The organism is Streptomyces similanensis (assembly GCF_039543625.1).
Classification (GTDB): Bacteria; Actinomycetota; Actinomycetes; order Streptomycetales; family Streptomycetaceae; genus Streptomyces; species Streptomyces similanensis.
In genome coordinates this window covers 106,199-119,663 of the sequence record NZ_BAABKC010000011.1, presented here as the reverse complement: position 1 = coordinate 119,663, position 13,465 = coordinate 106,199, and the positions used below count along the sequence as shown (strand labels likewise).

The window sequence follows — 13,465 nt, the reverse complement described above, 5'->3', positions numbered from 1 at the left end:
GCCGGGGCCGGAGCGCCTCGGACGGAGGGCGCCGCGCACCGCCGGCGGCGGCCCCCGTACCATTCCTCGGGTCGAAAGCAGGACAGCCTCATGGCGACCACTGGGACGTTCTGCGTCACGAACGGACACACGGTGCCCCACTCCCCCTCCCCCTCCTGGCACGTCGCGCTGCCGCACTCGGCCGGCGCCGTGCCGGTGGCCCGCGCCCTGGTGCGCGCCGCGCTGGCCGAACGGGAGCACTCGGCCGACAGCGACACGGCGGAGCTGCTCACGGCGGAACTGGTCGCCAACGCCGTCGAGCACACGGCGGCAGGCGGGCCGATAGAACTGCTGGTGGAGCTTTTGCCGAGCGGCTGCCACGTCGAGGTGCGCGACCCGGACCCGGCGCCGCCCGGCGATCTGACCCGCCCCGACCTCACCCCGCCCGACCCGTGGCGGGAGGACGGGCGCGGACTGCTGCTGATCCGCGCCCTCAGCTCCTCCTGCGGGCACCGCCCGACCGAGACGGGCAAGGCGGTGTGGTTCAGACTGCTTGCGGCTCCCGGGCTGCCGGGTCCGGCGTGACCTCGGGCGCGGCCGCGAGCCGGGAGTGGCGGCGGCCGTAGAGGACGTAGACCAGCGCTCCGGCGGCGAGGAAGCCGGCGAACTGGAGCCAGGTCGTCCAGCCCGTCTCGTACATCAGGTACAGGCAGCAGGCGACGCCGAGCAGCGGCACCACGGGGTACAGCGGCACCCGGAAGCCGCGCGTCAGGCCCGGTTCGCGGCGGCGCAGCGCGATCACCGCGACGTTGACGACGGCCATGGTGGCCAGGGTGCCGATGGTGCAGAGGTTGACCACCGCGTCCAGTGAGGCGAAGGCGGCGGGCAGCGCGAAGACGACGGCGACGATGAGGGTGCCGGCGACCGGCGTCGAGGTCTTGGGCGAGACCTTCTCGAAGACGCGCGGCACGAGGCCGTCGCGGGACATCGACAGCAGGATGCGGGTCTGCCCGTACATCACGGCGAGCACCACGGAGGCGATGGCGACGACCGCGCCGAAGGCGATCACCGCGCCGCCGACGGAGGAGCCGGTGACGACGTCGACGACGTGGCTGAGCGCGGCGGGCCGGTCGCCGACCTGGCCGCCGCCGATGGCGCCGATCGCGGCGAGCGCGACCGCGCAGTACAGCACGGTGACCACGCCGATGCAGACGAGGATGGCGAGCGGGATGTCGCGGCGGGGGTTCTTGGCCTCCTCGCCCGCGGTGGTGATCGCGTCGAAGCCGATGTAGGAGAAGAACGCGGCGGTGGTGCCCGCGCCGATGCCGCCGAGTCCGGCCGGGGAGAACGGGGTGAGGTTGCCGTGCTTGAAGGCGGTGAAGCCGATGGCGCAGAACGCGACGAGGATGACGAGCTTGAGGACGGCCATCGCGGCGGTGGCGCGGGCGCTCTCGCGCACTCCGCGCACCAGCAGCACGGCGGCCAGCGCGATGACGACGACGGCGGGCAGGTTGACGACGCCGCCGTCACCGGGGCCGGCCGACAGGACGGCCGGGAGCTGGAGGCCGGTGAGGCTGTGCAGCAGTTCGTTGACGTACTGGCTCCAGCCGACCGCGACCGCGGAGACCGAGACGCCGTATTCGAGCAGCAGGCACCAGCCGACCAGGAAGGCCGTGGACTCGCCGAGGCCGGCGTAGGCGAAGGAGTACGACGAACCGGAGACGGGGATGGCGCCGCCCAGCTCGGCGAAGGCGAACGCGGTCAGCACGCAGGTGACGGCGGCGAGCACGAAGGAGACGACGACGGCGGGTCCTGCCTGGGCGACCGAGTCGGACAGGCCGACGAAGATGCCGGTGCCGACGATCGCTCCGACGCCGAAGCAGACGAGCTGGAAGAGGCCCATCGTGCGCTTGAGGCCGTGGCCCTCGCGGTCGGCGCCGGACTCGGCCAGCAGGCGCTGGGGGGACTTGGTGCGGGGAGCGGGCATGGGGGGTGTGGTGCTCGTTTCTGGTGGTGCGGGGCGACTGGATGGGGTCGCGCGACGGGGCGGAATGGGTGGTTCCGCTCCGTCGGTCAGGATACGGCCTGGTCGGCCCGTGGGACAGGGCCGACGTCCGGGGCGGCGGTCAGGCCAGGGTGGCGACCAGGACGGCCTTGATGGTGTGCAGGCGGTTCTCCGCCTCGTCGAAGACGACCGAGTGGGCCGACTCGAACACCTCGTCGGTGACCTCCAGCGAGTCCAGGCCGTAGCGCGCGTGGATGTCGCGGCCGACCTCGGTGCCGAGGTCGTGGAAGGCGGGCAGGCAGTGCAGGAACTTCACGTCCGGGTTGCCGGTGGCGCGCAGCACGTTCATGGTGACGGCGTACGGCGCGAGCGCCTTGATGCGCTCCTCCCAGACCTCCTTGGGCTCGCCCATGGAGACCCACACGTCGGTGGCGACGAAGTCGGCCCCGCGCACGCCGTCGGCCAGGGACTCGGTGAGGGTGACGCGGGCGCCGCTGGCCTCGGCCAGCTCCCGCGCCCGGTCGACGATCTCCTGGGCGGGCCAGTAGCTCCTGGGCGCGACCAGCCGGACGTCCATGCCGAGCAGGGCGCCGGTGATCAGGTAGGAGTTGCCCATGTTGAAGCGGGCGTCGCCGAGGTAGGCGAAGGCGATCTCGGTGAGCGGCTTGGCGCTGTGCTCGGTCATCGTCAGCACGTCGGCGAGCATCTGGGTGGGGTGCCAGTCGTCGGTGAGACCGTTGTAGACGGGGACGCCGGCGTGGGCGGCCAGCTCCTCGACGGCGGCCTGGCTGTCGCCCCGGAACTCGATCGCGTCGAACATCCGGCCGAGGACCCGGCCGGTGTCCTTCAGGGACTCCTTGTGCCCGATCTGCGACCCGGACGAGTCGAGGTACGTGGTCGAGGCGCCCTGGTCGGCGGCGGCGACCTCGAACGCGCAGCGGGTGCGGGTCGAGGTCTTCTCGAAGATCAGCGCGATGTTCTTCCCGGTCAGGCGCCGCGTCTCGGTCCCGGCCCGCTTCGCGGCCTTCAGCTCGGCGGCCAGCTCGATCAGACCGCGGAACTCCTCCTCGGTGAGGTCCAGCTCCTTGAGGAAGTGGCGGCCGGCGAGGGCGGTCGGGACTGTCGCCATGGGGGCGCTCCAACGGGTGAGTGACAAGGACACTGGAATTCTATACGACTCTCAGAATTTCTATGCAAGAGGGCGGCGAGTGCGCGGGGCGGTGACTAGGCAGATGGGGTCGGTGCGGAGACCGGGACGGCGCTCGGCCTCCGCACCCGGGCCTCACCCGGTGCCCGGCCTCCGCACCCGGGGCTCCCCCGGCGGGCGGTCTCCGCACCCAGATCTCACCCGGCGGGAGGTCCGCCCACCGGGTCCCGCTCGACCGGGCAGCTCATGCAGCGCGGGCCGCCGCGGCCCCGGCCCAGCTCGCTGCCGGGGATCTCGATCACCTCGATGCCCTGCTTGCGCAGGTGTGTGTTGGTGGTGGCGTTGCGCTCGTAGGCGACGACGACGCCCGGCTCGACGGCGAGGACGTTGCAGCCGTCGTCCCACTGCTCCCGCTCGGCCGCGTGCACGTCCTGGGTGGCGGTCAGCACCCTGATCTCGCTCAGCCCGAGCGCCGCGGCGATCGCCCGGTGCATGTGCTCGGGCGGATGGTCGGTGACCTTCAGCTCGTTGTCGGCGGAGCCCGGCTCGATCGTGTACGAGCGGAGCATGCCGAGCCCGGCGTACTGGGTGAAGGTGTCGCCGTCGACCATGGTCATCACCGTGTCCAGGTGCATGAACGCCCGCCGCTTCGGCATGTCCAGCGCGACGATGGTGCGGGCCGACCCGGCGGCGAACAGCTTGTTCGCGAGCATCTCGACGGCCTGCGGGGTGGTGCGCTCGCTCATCCCGATGAGCACCGCCCCGCTGCCGATGACCAGCACGTCCCCGCCCTCGATGGTGGACGGGTAGTCGGCCTGCCCCTCCGACCACAGGTGGAAGGGCCCGCTGCGGAAGAGCGGGTGGTGGCGGTAGATCGCCTCGAAGTGCACGGTCTCGCGCTGCCGGGCGGGCCAGCGCATCGCGTTGATCGAGACGCCGTCGTAGATCCAGGCGGAGGTGTCCCGGGTGAACAGGTGGTTGGGCAGCGGTCCGAGCAGGAAGTCGTCCAGCTCCATCACGTGGAAGCGCACGGAGGCCGGCTCCGGGTGCGCCTGGAGGAACTCGCGCTTGGTCATGCCGCCGATCAGCGCCTCCGCCAGCTCCGGCGCGGGCAGGGTGTCGAAGGCGGCCCGCAGGTGGTCGGTGGCCAGCGGGCCGTACTCCTTCTCGTCGAAGACGCGGTCCAGGACGAGCGACCGGGCCGACGGGATCTCCATCGTCTCGGTCAGCAGGTCGCCGAACAGGTGGACGGCGACCCCGCGGTCGCGCAGCACGTCGGCGAACCCGTCGTGCTCGGCGCGCGCCCGGCGCACCCAGAGCACGTCGTCGAAGAGAAGGGCGTCCTTGTTGCTGGGGGTGAGCCTTTTGAGCTCGAGATCGGGCCGGTGCAGGATGACGCGGCGCAGCCGCCCGGCCTCGGAGTCGACATGGAATCCCATGCCTCCATCCTGACCACCGAAGCCGGACTTCACCCACCGCTTCCCGGTTTCCGCGCCCGTACGTTCCCTTTCCGCACGCGTGTACGAGTTCCTGTCGGCGCGCGTACGGGTTCCTGCCGGCGCGCGTACGGGTCCCTACAGGCGGGGGTCCACCGGCTCCGACTCCAGGGCCAGTACGGCGAACACCGCCTCGTGCACCCGCCACAGCGGCTCGCCGTCGGCGAGGCGGGCCAGCGCCTCCACGCCGAGGGCGTACTCGCGCAGCGCCAGCGACCGCTTGTGGTTCAGGGACCGCTGCCGCAGCCGGGCCAGGTTGTCCGCACGGGTGTACTCGGGACCGTAGACGATCCGCAGGTACTCGCGGCCGCGGCACTTGATGCCGGGCTGGACCAGCCGGCCCTGCTCGGTGCGCGCCAGTGCGCCGAGCGGCTTGACGACCATGCCCTCACCGCCGCGCCCGGTCATCTCCAGCCACCAGTCGACACCGGAGCGGACCGACTCCGGGTCGGCCACGTCGACGTAGAGGCGGCGGGTGATCTGGAGCAGGCCGGTGGCGTCGTGGTCGACCAGCCGGTCGATCAGCGCCAGCTGCTCGTCGTGCGGCACGTCGGCCAGGCTGCGGCCCTGGGCGGCCAGGACCTGGAACGGCGCCAGGCGCACCCCCTCCAGACCGTCGGTGCTCCAGCAGTAGCGGCGGTAGGCGGCCGTGAACGCGGCGGCGTCCGCGGCCCGCTCCCGCTGGCGGCCCAGCAGCGCCGAGACGTCCACGCCCCGCGCCCCGGCGGCCGTCAGCGCGGCCAGCGCGCCGGGGAAGACCGCGCCGGCCGCCGCGCCCACCGCCGCGTACTGCCCCCGCAGCAGGCCGGAGGCCTTCAGCGACCAGGGCATCAGCTCGGCGTCCAGCAGCAGCCAGTCGGTGTCCAGTTCCGTCCACAGGCCGGCGCCGGTGGCCGCCGCGCGCAGCCGGGCGAGGATCTCCTCGGTGACCGCCGGGTCGTCGAAGAAGGGGCGGCCGGTGCGGGTGCAGAGCGAGCCGGTGGGGCCGTCCACGCCGAAGCGCCGGCGGGCGGCGTCGGCGTCCCGGCACACCAGGACCACCGCCCGCGAGCCCATGTGCTTCTCCTCGCACACCACCCGCGCGACCCCGTCCTCCCGGTACTGGGCGAACGCCTCCTCGGGGTGCTCCAGATAGCCGTCCACCCGGGAGGTGGCGGTCGGCGCCATGGTGGGCGGGAGGTACGGCAGCAGCCTCGGGTCGACCGCGAACCGGCTGATCACCTCGAGGGCGGCGGCCGCGTTCTCCTCGCGGACGGCGACCCGGCCCGCGTGCCGGGTCTCCACCGCCCGGCGCCCGTGCACGTCGCCGAGGTCCAGCGGCCGCCCGTCGTGCCCGCCGGGCGCCTCGGTGCGCAGCGGCTTGACCGGCTCGTACCAGACCCGCTCGGCCGGTACGTCGACCAGCTCGCGCTCCGGCCAGCGCAGCGCGGTCAGCTTGCCGCCGAAGACGGCGCCGGTGTCCAGGCAGATGGTGTTGTTGAGCCAGGTGGCCTCCGGGACGGGGGTGTGGCCGTAGACCACGGCGGCCCGCCCTCGGTAGTCCTCCGCCCACGGGTAGCGCACCGGCAGGCCGAACTCGTCGGTCTCTCCGGTGGTCTCGCCGTACAGCGCGTGCGAGCGGACCCGGCCGGAGGTGCGGCCGTGGTACTTCTCCGGCAGGCCGGCGTGGCAGACCACGAGACGGCCGCCGTCGAGGACGTAGTGGCTGACCAGGCCGTCGATGAACTCCCGTACCTCCTGCCGGAACTCCTCGCTCTCGCCCGCCATCTGCTCGACGGTCTCGGCCAGTCCGTGGGTGGGCTGGACGCCGCGGCCCTTGAGGTGACGGCCGTACTTGTTCTCGTGGTTGCCCGGAACGCACAGCGCGGCGCCCGAGCGGACCATCGCCATCACCCGGCGCAGCACACCCGGCGAGTCGGGTCCCCGGTCGACCAGGTCGCCGACGAAGACGGCGGTACGGCCCTCGGGGTGCACGCCGTCGACGTAGCCCAACTTGGCAAGCAGCGCTTCCAGTTCGGCGGCGCAGCCGTGGATGTCGCCGACGATGTCGAAGGGGCCGGTGAGGTGGGTGAGGTCGTTGAAGCGCTTCTCGGTGACGACGGTGGCGGACTCCGCCTCCGCCGCGCCCCTGAGGACGTGCACCTTGCGGAAGCCCTCGCGCTCCAAGTGGCGCACCGAGCGGCGCAGTTCGCGGACGTGCCGCTGGATCACCCGGCGGGGCAGGCCGACGCGGTCGGCGCGGGCCGCGTTGCGCTCGGCGCACACCTCCTCGGGCACGTCGAGCACGATGGCGATGGGCAGGACGTCGTGCCGCCTGGCCAGCTCGATCAGCTGCTTGCGGGAGTCGGACTGCACGCTGGTGGCGTCGACGACGGTGCGGCGGCCGGCCGCGAGGCGTTTGCCGGCGATGTAGTGCAGCACGTCGAAGGCGTCGCGGCTGGCGCTCTGGTCGTTCTCGTCGTCGCTGACCAGGCCGCGGCAGAAGTCCGAGGAGATGACCTCGGTGGGCCGGAAGTGGCGGCGGGCGAAGGTGGACTTGCCCGAGCCGGAGGCGCCCACGAGGACGACCAGGGAGAGGTCGGTGACGGGCAGGACGCGTCCCTGCCGGGTGGTGGTTTCGGTCTCGGTCATGCCGCCTTCGCCTCCTTCTCGCCGGTCTTCGCGCGGCTGGTCGTACGGGTGGTCGCGGGGGTGGTCGCCTGGGTGGTCGTGAGGGTGAACACGGCCATCTGGGTGGGCGGGCCCACCTCGGGGTCGTCGGGGCCGACGGGAGTGAACTCGACGGTGTAGCCGTGGCGTTCGGCCACCGCGTCCGCCCAGGCGCGGAACTCGGCGCGGGTCCACTCGAAACGGTGGTCGCCGTGCCGGACGTGCCCGGCGGGCAGGGCCTCCCAGCGCACGTTGTACTCGACGTTCGGGGTGGTCACCACCACCGTGCGGGGGCGGGCCGCGCCGAACACCGCGTACTCCAGGGCGGGCAGCCGGGGCAGGTCGAGGTGTTCGATCACCTCGCTGAGCACCGCGGCGTCGTACCCCTTGAGCCGCTTGTCGGTGTAGACGAGGGAGCCCTGCACGAGCGTGACGCGCGCGGCCTGCCGCTCCCCCATCCGGTCCAGCTTCAGCCGCCGCCCGGCGATGGCGAGCGCCCGCACCGACACGTCGACGCCGACGATCTCGGTGTACCGCGGGTCCTTCAGCAGCGCCTGCACCAACTGCCCCTGCCCGCAGCCCAGGTCGAGTACCCGGGCCGCGGCGGCCGCCGCCAGCGCGGCGGTGATCGCCTCGCGCCGCCGCACGGCGAGCGGCGCGGGCCGCTCCTCGGTCTCGGTCTCCTCCGCCACCGCGTTGTCGAGCTCGGCGACGTCGCTGTCGTCGGTCTCGGCGAGCCGGACCAGTTCGAGGCGCTCCAGCGCCTGCCGGGTCAGCGACCAGCGGCGGGTCAGGTAGCGGCTGGTGATCAGCTGCTGCTCGGGGTGGCCGGGCAGCCAGCCCTCGCCCGCCCGCAGCAGCTTGTCGACCTCGTCGGAGGCGACCCAGTAGTGCTTGGCGTCGTCCAGGACGGGGAGCAGGACGTACAGGTGGCGCAGCGCCTCGGCGAGGGTCAGCGCCTCGCAGTCCAGGGTCAGCCGTACGTAACGGGAGTCGCCCCACTCGGGGAACCCGGTGTCCAGCGGCACCGGTTCGGCGGCGACCGTCCAGCCCAGCGGCTCGAACAGCCTTCGGACGAGCGCGGTTCCGCCGCGGGCCGGCAGCGCGGGTATCTCGATGTGCAACGGACGTGGCTGCGCCGGGAGTTCGGGTTTGGCCCGGCACGCGCCGCGCATCGCGCTGGAGAAGACGCCGCTCAGCGCGACGGCGAGCAGTGAAGAGGCCGCGTAGGGGCGGTCGTTGACGTACTGCGCGAGCGCCGCGTCCGGTGCGCCGCCCCGGCCCCTGCCCTTGCCCCGCCGCACCAGCGCCACCGCGTCGACCTCCAGCAGCAGCGCCGCCGTGCAGCGCGTCTCGTCCGCCTCCGGGTAGAGGACGTGCGCGGTGCCGTAGGAGGTGGAGAACGCCTGCGCCTTGTCGGGATGCTTGTGCAGCAGGTGACCGAGGTCGGTGGCCGGGCGTTCGGGGGTGCCGGTGGTGGTGATGGTGAGGAACATGTCGAGGGCCTCTCCGGCCGGTGGACGACGAGTGGGTCGCCATGCGCGCGAGAGCCCCCGAGAACACTGGCCCGGGGGCTCGGCAGCACGACGCGTCCACCTTGGCACAGGGCTGCTGACCGGCGCGCTTGGTTTTCGGACGGCCCTCGCGGGAGCCTTCCGGACGGCTACGACAGCTGCGACTGCACCTGCGCGGAGATCAGTTCCAGGTGGTCCAGGTCGGCGAGGTCGAGGATCTGGAGGTAGATCCGCCGGGAGCCGGTCTCGGCGTAGCGGCCGATCTTGTCGACGACCTCGGCCGGGGTGCCGGCCAGGCCGTTGGCGCGCAGTTCGGCCACCTCGCGGCCGATGGCGGCGGCCCGCCGGGCGATCTCCTGCTCGTCCCGGCCGACGCAGACGACCAGGGCGTTGGAGTAGACGATGTCGCCGGGGTCGCGGCCGGCCTGCTCGGCGGCGGCCCGCACCCGGCCGAACTGCCGCTCGCTGTCCTCGATCGAGGCGAACGGGATGTTGAACTCGTCGGCGTAGCGGGCGGCCAGGCGCGGGGTGCGGGTGGCGCCGTGCCCGCCGATCAGCACCGGGATCCTGGCCTGCGCGGGCTTGGGCAGCGCGGGCGAGTCGGTCAGCTCGTAGTAGGTGCCGCGGAAGTCGAAGGTCTCGCCGACCTCGGTGGCCCACAGCCCGGTGACGATGGCGAGCTGCTCCTCCAGGCGGGCGAACTTCTCCTTCGGGAAGGGGATGCCGTACGCCTTGTGCTCCTCCTCGAACCAGCCCGCGCCCAGACCCAGCTCGACCCGGCCGCCGGACATCTGGTCGACCTGGGCGACCTGGATGGCGAGCACGCCGGGCAGCCGGAAGGTGCCGGCGGTCATCAGCGTGCCGAGGCGGATGCGCCGGGTCTCGCGGGCGAGGCCGGCCAGGGTGATCCAGGCGTCGGTGGGGCCGGGCAGGCCGTCCGCGCCGCCCATGCGGAGGTAGTGGTCCGACCGGAAGAAGGCGTCGAACCCGAGGTCCTCGGTCGCCTTGGCCACGGTGAGCAGCGTGTCGTAGGTGGCCCCCTGCTGGGGCTCGGTGAAGATGCGAAGATCCATGCCTCCATCCTGCACCCGGCGGCGTGCGACGCGGGCGCCACCCGGTACGGGCGCGGCCGGGTGCGGCCGATCGTGTCGCGCCGGGGGCGGGGGGCCGCCGCGGGTGGTTCGCTGAGGGGACGGGCGGAGGCCGCTGCGCGGTGCGGGGGGCGAGCGAGGAAGGTGCGGTGAGGGGTGCGGGGCAGGAGCGGCGCGGTGCGGGGACGAGCGAGGGAGGTGCGGTGGTCGTGGCCGGTCTGCTGTCGCCGGAGAAGATCTCGGAGGCCACCCGTGCGCTGGACCTGAGCGGTGTCTTCGCCAACGGCATGCTCGGCGGCGTGCTGGCCCGGGAGCGGGAACTCGACCTGTTCGGCTTCCTGGTCATCGGCGTCGTCTCCGGTCTGGGCGGCGGCATCGTCCGCGACACCCTGCTCCAGCACGGCACACCGGTCGCCCTGACCGATTACACGTACATCGCCGTCGCCGTCGCCGGGACCCTGCTGTCGTTCCTGTTCGACGTGAGCCGGCACACCTCCGGACGCGCCTTCAACCTGCTGGACGCCGTCGCGCTCAGCGTCTGGGGCGTCGCCGGCGCGCAGAAGACCCTCGCCGTCGGCCTCGGCTGGCTGCCGGCGGTGCTGCTGGGCACGATCACGGCGGTCGGCGGCGGGGCGGTACGGGATCTGCTGCTGGGCGAGACTCCCCGGGTGCTGGGCGGACGGACCCTGTACGCGACGGTCGCCGCGCTGGCGGGCGCGGTGATGGTGGTGTGCAGCAGGCTGGGCGCGCCGGTCGTCGGCATCCTGGCCGGCGTGGTGACCGGCACCCTGCTGCGGCTCGCCTCGCTGTCCTGGGGGTGGCGACTGCCGACCCACCGGGACTGGCGGCCGCGGGGGTTCCGGGGGTCGCGGCGCGGCTGAGGTGTGCGGACGGGGGCGGTTGGTTGGAGCGGCTGGTGGGGACGGCCGGTGGGAGCGGCCGGTGGGAGCCGGTGGGGACGGCCGGTGGGGACGGCCGGTGGGGACGGCCGGTGGGGACGGCCGGCGTGGGAGCGGCTGAGGTGTGCGGACGGCGGGGGCGGGCGTCCGGCCGTCAGCCCGGCTCGCGCTCCGGCAGGACCGACTGGTCGCGGGCGGCCAGCTTCCGCAGCATCTCGCGCACCCGGTCCCGAGACTCGTCGGCCGCGTCGATGGCCTCCACGCACTGCCAGTACGTCCGCTCGTCCACGGCCGAACCGGCGACGCCGACCAGGGCGATGCCGACCTCGCCCAGCAGACCGCCGAGGCTGAGCAACGTCCGCCGGGCGTCGCTCAGTTCGGTGAGCTGGGCGGCCAGCAGGTCGTCCGGCTCCAGGTCCGGCGCGTCCAGCACCCCGCAGCCCCGGCCGGCCAGCTCGGTCAACCCCAGTGCCTCGCCGCGCAGTTCGGGCGGCCCGGAGACCGCGAGCCGACTGCCGATCGCCTGCGCCAGGGCCTGCGCCTGCCACACCTCCGTCAGGATGGCGGCGGCGTCACCGCTCCCCGCCAGGCCACGCCTGCTCGCCAGGATGAGCCGCACCGCGTCCATGCGCTGCCCCCGTCTCTCCCGACATGCTCCTCGCACGTCAGCCCGAACTGCCTCATTCAGTTCACTACCCAGAGTGAGTGTTACTGAGACCAAAAGCCAGAGCAAGACGGAAATTCATGGACAACAAATCGGTTTCGACTCAGCGAGCGACTACGGAGCGTCACTCTCGCGAGGACCGGTCGGCTCGCCCGGGCCGGTCGGCTCCGCCGCGCCGCCCGCCACCGGGAACCTCCGCTCGTTGCGGTCGATCTTCGCGGCCAGGGCCGCCAGGGGGTCGACGTCCAGGACCTCGCACAGTTGCAGCAGGTAGGCGAGGACGTCCGCCACCTCGTCGCGGACGCGGTACGCGGTCGCCGGGTCCGCCATCACCCGCGCCGACTCCTCCGGGGTCAGCCACTGGAAGATCTCCACCAGCTCGGAGGCCTCGACGCTGAGCGCGGCGACCAGGTTCTTCGGCGTGTGGTACGGCTGCCAGTCGCGGGCCGCGGCGAACTCGGCCAGCCTGCGCCGCAGCGCCGCCAGGTCGGGCGGTCCCTCGGACGGCCCCTCGGACGGCCCGAAGGAGGACGCGGCGGACGTGCGGTCGTCGTGGTGATCGGTCACCGCACCAGGTCTACCATCCGCGCCGCCGGCTCCTCCCCCGTCCAGGCCCTGTCGCTCACCGCCCCGGCCAGCCGGATGTGCCCCCGCTCGCACATCCGCCCGGCCAGCCCCAGCAGCGCGGCCCGCTGCCGCGGGTCGAGGCCCACGTCGAGGCCGTCGACCAGGACCGTCAGCGTCTGGAGCGCCTCCGGCACCTCGCCCGCCGAATCGACCTCCAGCACCCCGGGCCCGGTCAGCAGCACCAACGCCAGGGCCGCGTACCGCAGTTCGCCGTCGCCCAGCCGCTCGAACCCGGTGCGCGTCCCGTTCCCGCGATCCAGCACCGCCCGTACCCGGCCCTCGCCCGCCGGCTCGGCGTACACATCGGCCACCGGCCCGGCGCAGCCCACGCGCACCGCCTCCACCAGCAACGCGTGCCGCCGCCCGCACTCGGCACGGGTGCGCCACAGCACGGCGGCGAGGTTGTCGCACCCGCGCGTCAGCCGCCCGGCGTCGACGGGCGCGGGAGCGCGCATGCGTTCGGGGCGCGGCGCGCAGACGAACACCGACCGCAGGGCGACCACCATCTGCTCGGCCGCGGCGAGGACCTGCCGCTGCCCCTCGGTCCGTCCGGCCACCCGCAGCGGCAGCAGCGCGGTGCCGAGCCGGTCGTCGGGCAGCGCCGCGCGGGTCACCGCCGCCGGCCCACCCGTGTGCCAGGACGCCTCGACCGTCCGCCGCGCCGGGTCCCGCAGCGCGGTCTCCAGCAGGACCAGTCCCCCGGCGCTCAGCCGCTCCCCCACCACCCGCAGCTCCGGCTCCGCCTGTACGGCGATGTCCAGCCGCACCGGGCCCAGGGGGCCGTCCGCCGTACAGCCGATGCGGAAGCCGCGACGGCCCTGGCCGTCGGGCCGGGCGTCCTCGGGCACGCAGGCGGCGGGGTCGGGGAACACCTCGTCGAGCGACGCCCCGCCGGCCAGCCGGGCCAGCGCCTCGTACGCGCGCAGCACACCGGTCTTGCCCGACCCGCTGGGCCCGGCCAGGAGCGTCAGCGGGCCGAACGGGAGACGCACCCGGCGGTGACCGGCGAAGGCGGACAGCCGCAGCTCGGCGACGCACGCCCGCTCCGCCCGTGCCGCCCCCGACGACCCCGACGACGCGGACGCGCCCGAGGCCGAGGGCGAGGGCGAGGGCACCGCCACGGACGCGGCCGGAGACACGGCCGGAGAGGTGGACGCGGCCGAGGAGGTGTGTGGGGCCCGGTCCGTACGCGGGGCCTGGGACGGGTCCCGGGGCGGGGACTGCACGGTCGGGGGCGCGGGTGCGGCGGACGCCGGGAACGCGGTCATGCCCGGACCGTAGGACCCCGCCACCAGGGCGAACCGTTCCGTCCGCACCGGCTTCCCACGATCGGGGGACGGCCCCGCACCCTCCCGCGACGACGGGCTTGACGCCGTCCCCCGGCCGGCGCCGGC

Annotated in this window: 11 protein-coding genes; 2 read left to right on the top strand and 9 right to left on the bottom strand. The window is 73.8% G+C overall.

The genetic code is table 11. The features are described from left to right. The first annotated feature begins 90 nt into the window (after positions 1 to 90). On the top strand, positions 91 to 564 hold the full coding sequence (locus ABEB07_RS03840; protein ID WP_164584073.1) for an ATP-binding protein: 474 nt from the start codon (positions 91 to 93) through the stop codon (positions 562 to 564). Here ABEB07_RS03840 and ABEB07_RS03835 read toward each other — a convergent pair. The 6 genes from ABEB07_RS03835 to ABEB07_RS03810 form a co-directional block, all read right to left on the bottom strand. After that, complete coding sequence (locus ABEB07_RS03835) at positions 524 to 1,966, bottom strand: amino acid permease (RefSeq protein ID WP_345667013.1); 1,443 nt, start codon at positions 1,964 to 1,966, stop codon at positions 524 to 526. The genes ABEB07_RS03840 and ABEB07_RS03835 overlap by 41 nt on opposite strands. 139 nt (positions 1,967 to 2,105) lie before the next feature. Further along, positions 2,106 to 3,113, bottom strand: a complete 1,008-nt coding sequence (gene argF / locus ABEB07_RS03830; protein ID WP_345667012.1) for an ornithine carbamoyltransferase — start codon at positions 3,111 to 3,113, stop codon at positions 2,106 to 2,108. 215 nt (positions 3,114 to 3,328) lie between these two features. Then, positions 3,329 to 4,570 (bottom strand): arginine deiminase, encoded by a 1,242-nt coding sequence (locus ABEB07_RS03825; RefSeq protein ID WP_164584070.1) that lies wholly within the window; start codon positions 4,568 to 4,570, stop codon positions 3,329 to 3,331. Between the two features lie 135 nt (positions 4,571 to 4,705). Beyond that, positions 4,706 to 7,258 (bottom strand): polynucleotide kinase-phosphatase, encoded by a 2,553-nt coding sequence (locus ABEB07_RS03820; protein WP_345667011.1) that lies wholly within the window; start codon positions 7,256 to 7,258, stop codon positions 4,706 to 4,708. After that, positions 7,255 to 8,772 (bottom strand): 3' terminal RNA ribose 2'-O-methyltransferase Hen1, encoded by a 1,518-nt coding sequence (locus ABEB07_RS03815; protein WP_345667010.1) that lies wholly within the window; start codon positions 8,770 to 8,772, stop codon positions 7,255 to 7,257. Before ABEB07_RS03815 ends, ABEB07_RS03820 begins: the two co-directional genes overlap by 4 nt. Positions 8,773 to 8,939: 167 nt before the next feature. Next, a complete protein-coding gene (locus ABEB07_RS03810; protein WP_345667009.1) occupies positions 8,940 to 9,863 on the bottom strand; it encodes an LLM class F420-dependent oxidoreductase in 924 nt (307 codons plus the stop codon). A 227-nt stretch (positions 9,864 to 10,090) separates the two neighbouring features. Between ABEB07_RS03810 and ABEB07_RS03805 the strand changes: the two genes are divergently transcribed. Beyond that, positions 10,091 to 10,762: a trimeric intracellular cation channel family protein gene (locus ABEB07_RS03805; protein ID WP_345667008.1), complete on the top strand. Its 672-nt coding sequence runs from the start codon at positions 10,091 to 10,093 to the stop codon at positions 10,760 to 10,762. A 172-nt stretch (positions 10,763 to 10,934) separates the two neighbouring features. Here the strand turns inward: ABEB07_RS03805 and ABEB07_RS03800 are convergent, their stop codons facing one another. The 3 genes from ABEB07_RS03800 to ABEB07_RS03790 all read right to left on the bottom strand — a co-directional run bounded on the left by ABEB07_RS03800 (position 10,935) and on the right by ABEB07_RS03790 (position 13,339). Next, positions 10,935 to 11,408 carry a DUF6099 family protein gene (locus ABEB07_RS03800; protein WP_164584065.1) on the bottom strand — a complete coding sequence of 158 codons (474 nt, stop codon included), beginning with the start codon at positions 11,406 to 11,408 and terminating at the stop codon, positions 10,935 to 10,937. A 150-nt stretch (positions 11,409 to 11,558) separates the two neighbouring features. Beyond that, positions 11,559 to 12,011: a nucleotide pyrophosphohydrolase gene (locus ABEB07_RS03795; RefSeq protein ID WP_425588945.1), complete on the bottom strand. Its 453-nt coding sequence runs from the start codon at positions 12,009 to 12,011 to the stop codon at positions 11,559 to 11,561. Continuing rightward, positions 12,008 to 13,339: an AAA family ATPase gene (locus tag ABEB07_RS03790; RefSeq protein ID WP_345667007.1), complete on the bottom strand. Its 1,332-nt coding sequence runs from the start codon at positions 13,337 to 13,339 to the stop codon at positions 12,008 to 12,010. Before ABEB07_RS03790 ends, ABEB07_RS03795 begins: the two co-directional genes overlap by 4 nt. Positions 13,340 to 13,465: the final 126 nt, after the last annotated feature.

Bases quoted from the DNA above. Each gene is read 5' to 3' on its own strand.
- ABEB07_RS03840 (WP_164584073.1), top strand. From the start codon at position 91: ATGGCGACCACTGGGACGTTCTGCGTCACGAACGGACACACGGTGCCC.
- ABEB07_RS03835 (WP_345667013.1), bottom strand. From the start codon at position 1,966: ATGCCCGCTCCCCGCACCAAGTCCCCCCAGCGCCTGCTGGCCGAGTCC.
- argF (WP_345667012.1), bottom strand. From the start codon at position 3,113: ATGGCGACAGTCCCGACCGCCCTCGCCGGCCGCCACTTCCTCAAGGAG.
- ABEB07_RS03825 (WP_164584070.1), bottom strand. From the start codon at position 4,570: ATGGGATTCCATGTCGACTCCGAGGCCGGGCGGCTGCGCCGCGTCATC.
- ABEB07_RS03820 (WP_345667011.1), bottom strand. From the start codon at position 7,258: ATGACCGAGACCGAAACCACCACCCGGCAGGGACGCGTCCTGCCCGTC.
- ABEB07_RS03815 (WP_345667010.1), bottom strand. From the start codon at position 8,772: ATGTTCCTCACCATCACCACCACCGGCACCCCCGAACGCCCGGCCACC.
- ABEB07_RS03810 (WP_345667009.1), bottom strand. From the start codon at position 9,863: ATGGATCTTCGCATCTTCACCGAGCCCCAGCAGGGGGCCACCTACGAC.
- ABEB07_RS03800 (WP_164584065.1), bottom strand. From the start codon at position 11,408: ATGGACGCGGTGCGGCTCATCCTGGCGAGCAGGCGTGGCCTGGCGGGG.
- ABEB07_RS03790 (WP_345667007.1), bottom strand. From the start codon at position 13,339: ATGACCGCGTTCCCGGCGTCCGCCGCACCCGCGCCCCCGACCGTGCAG.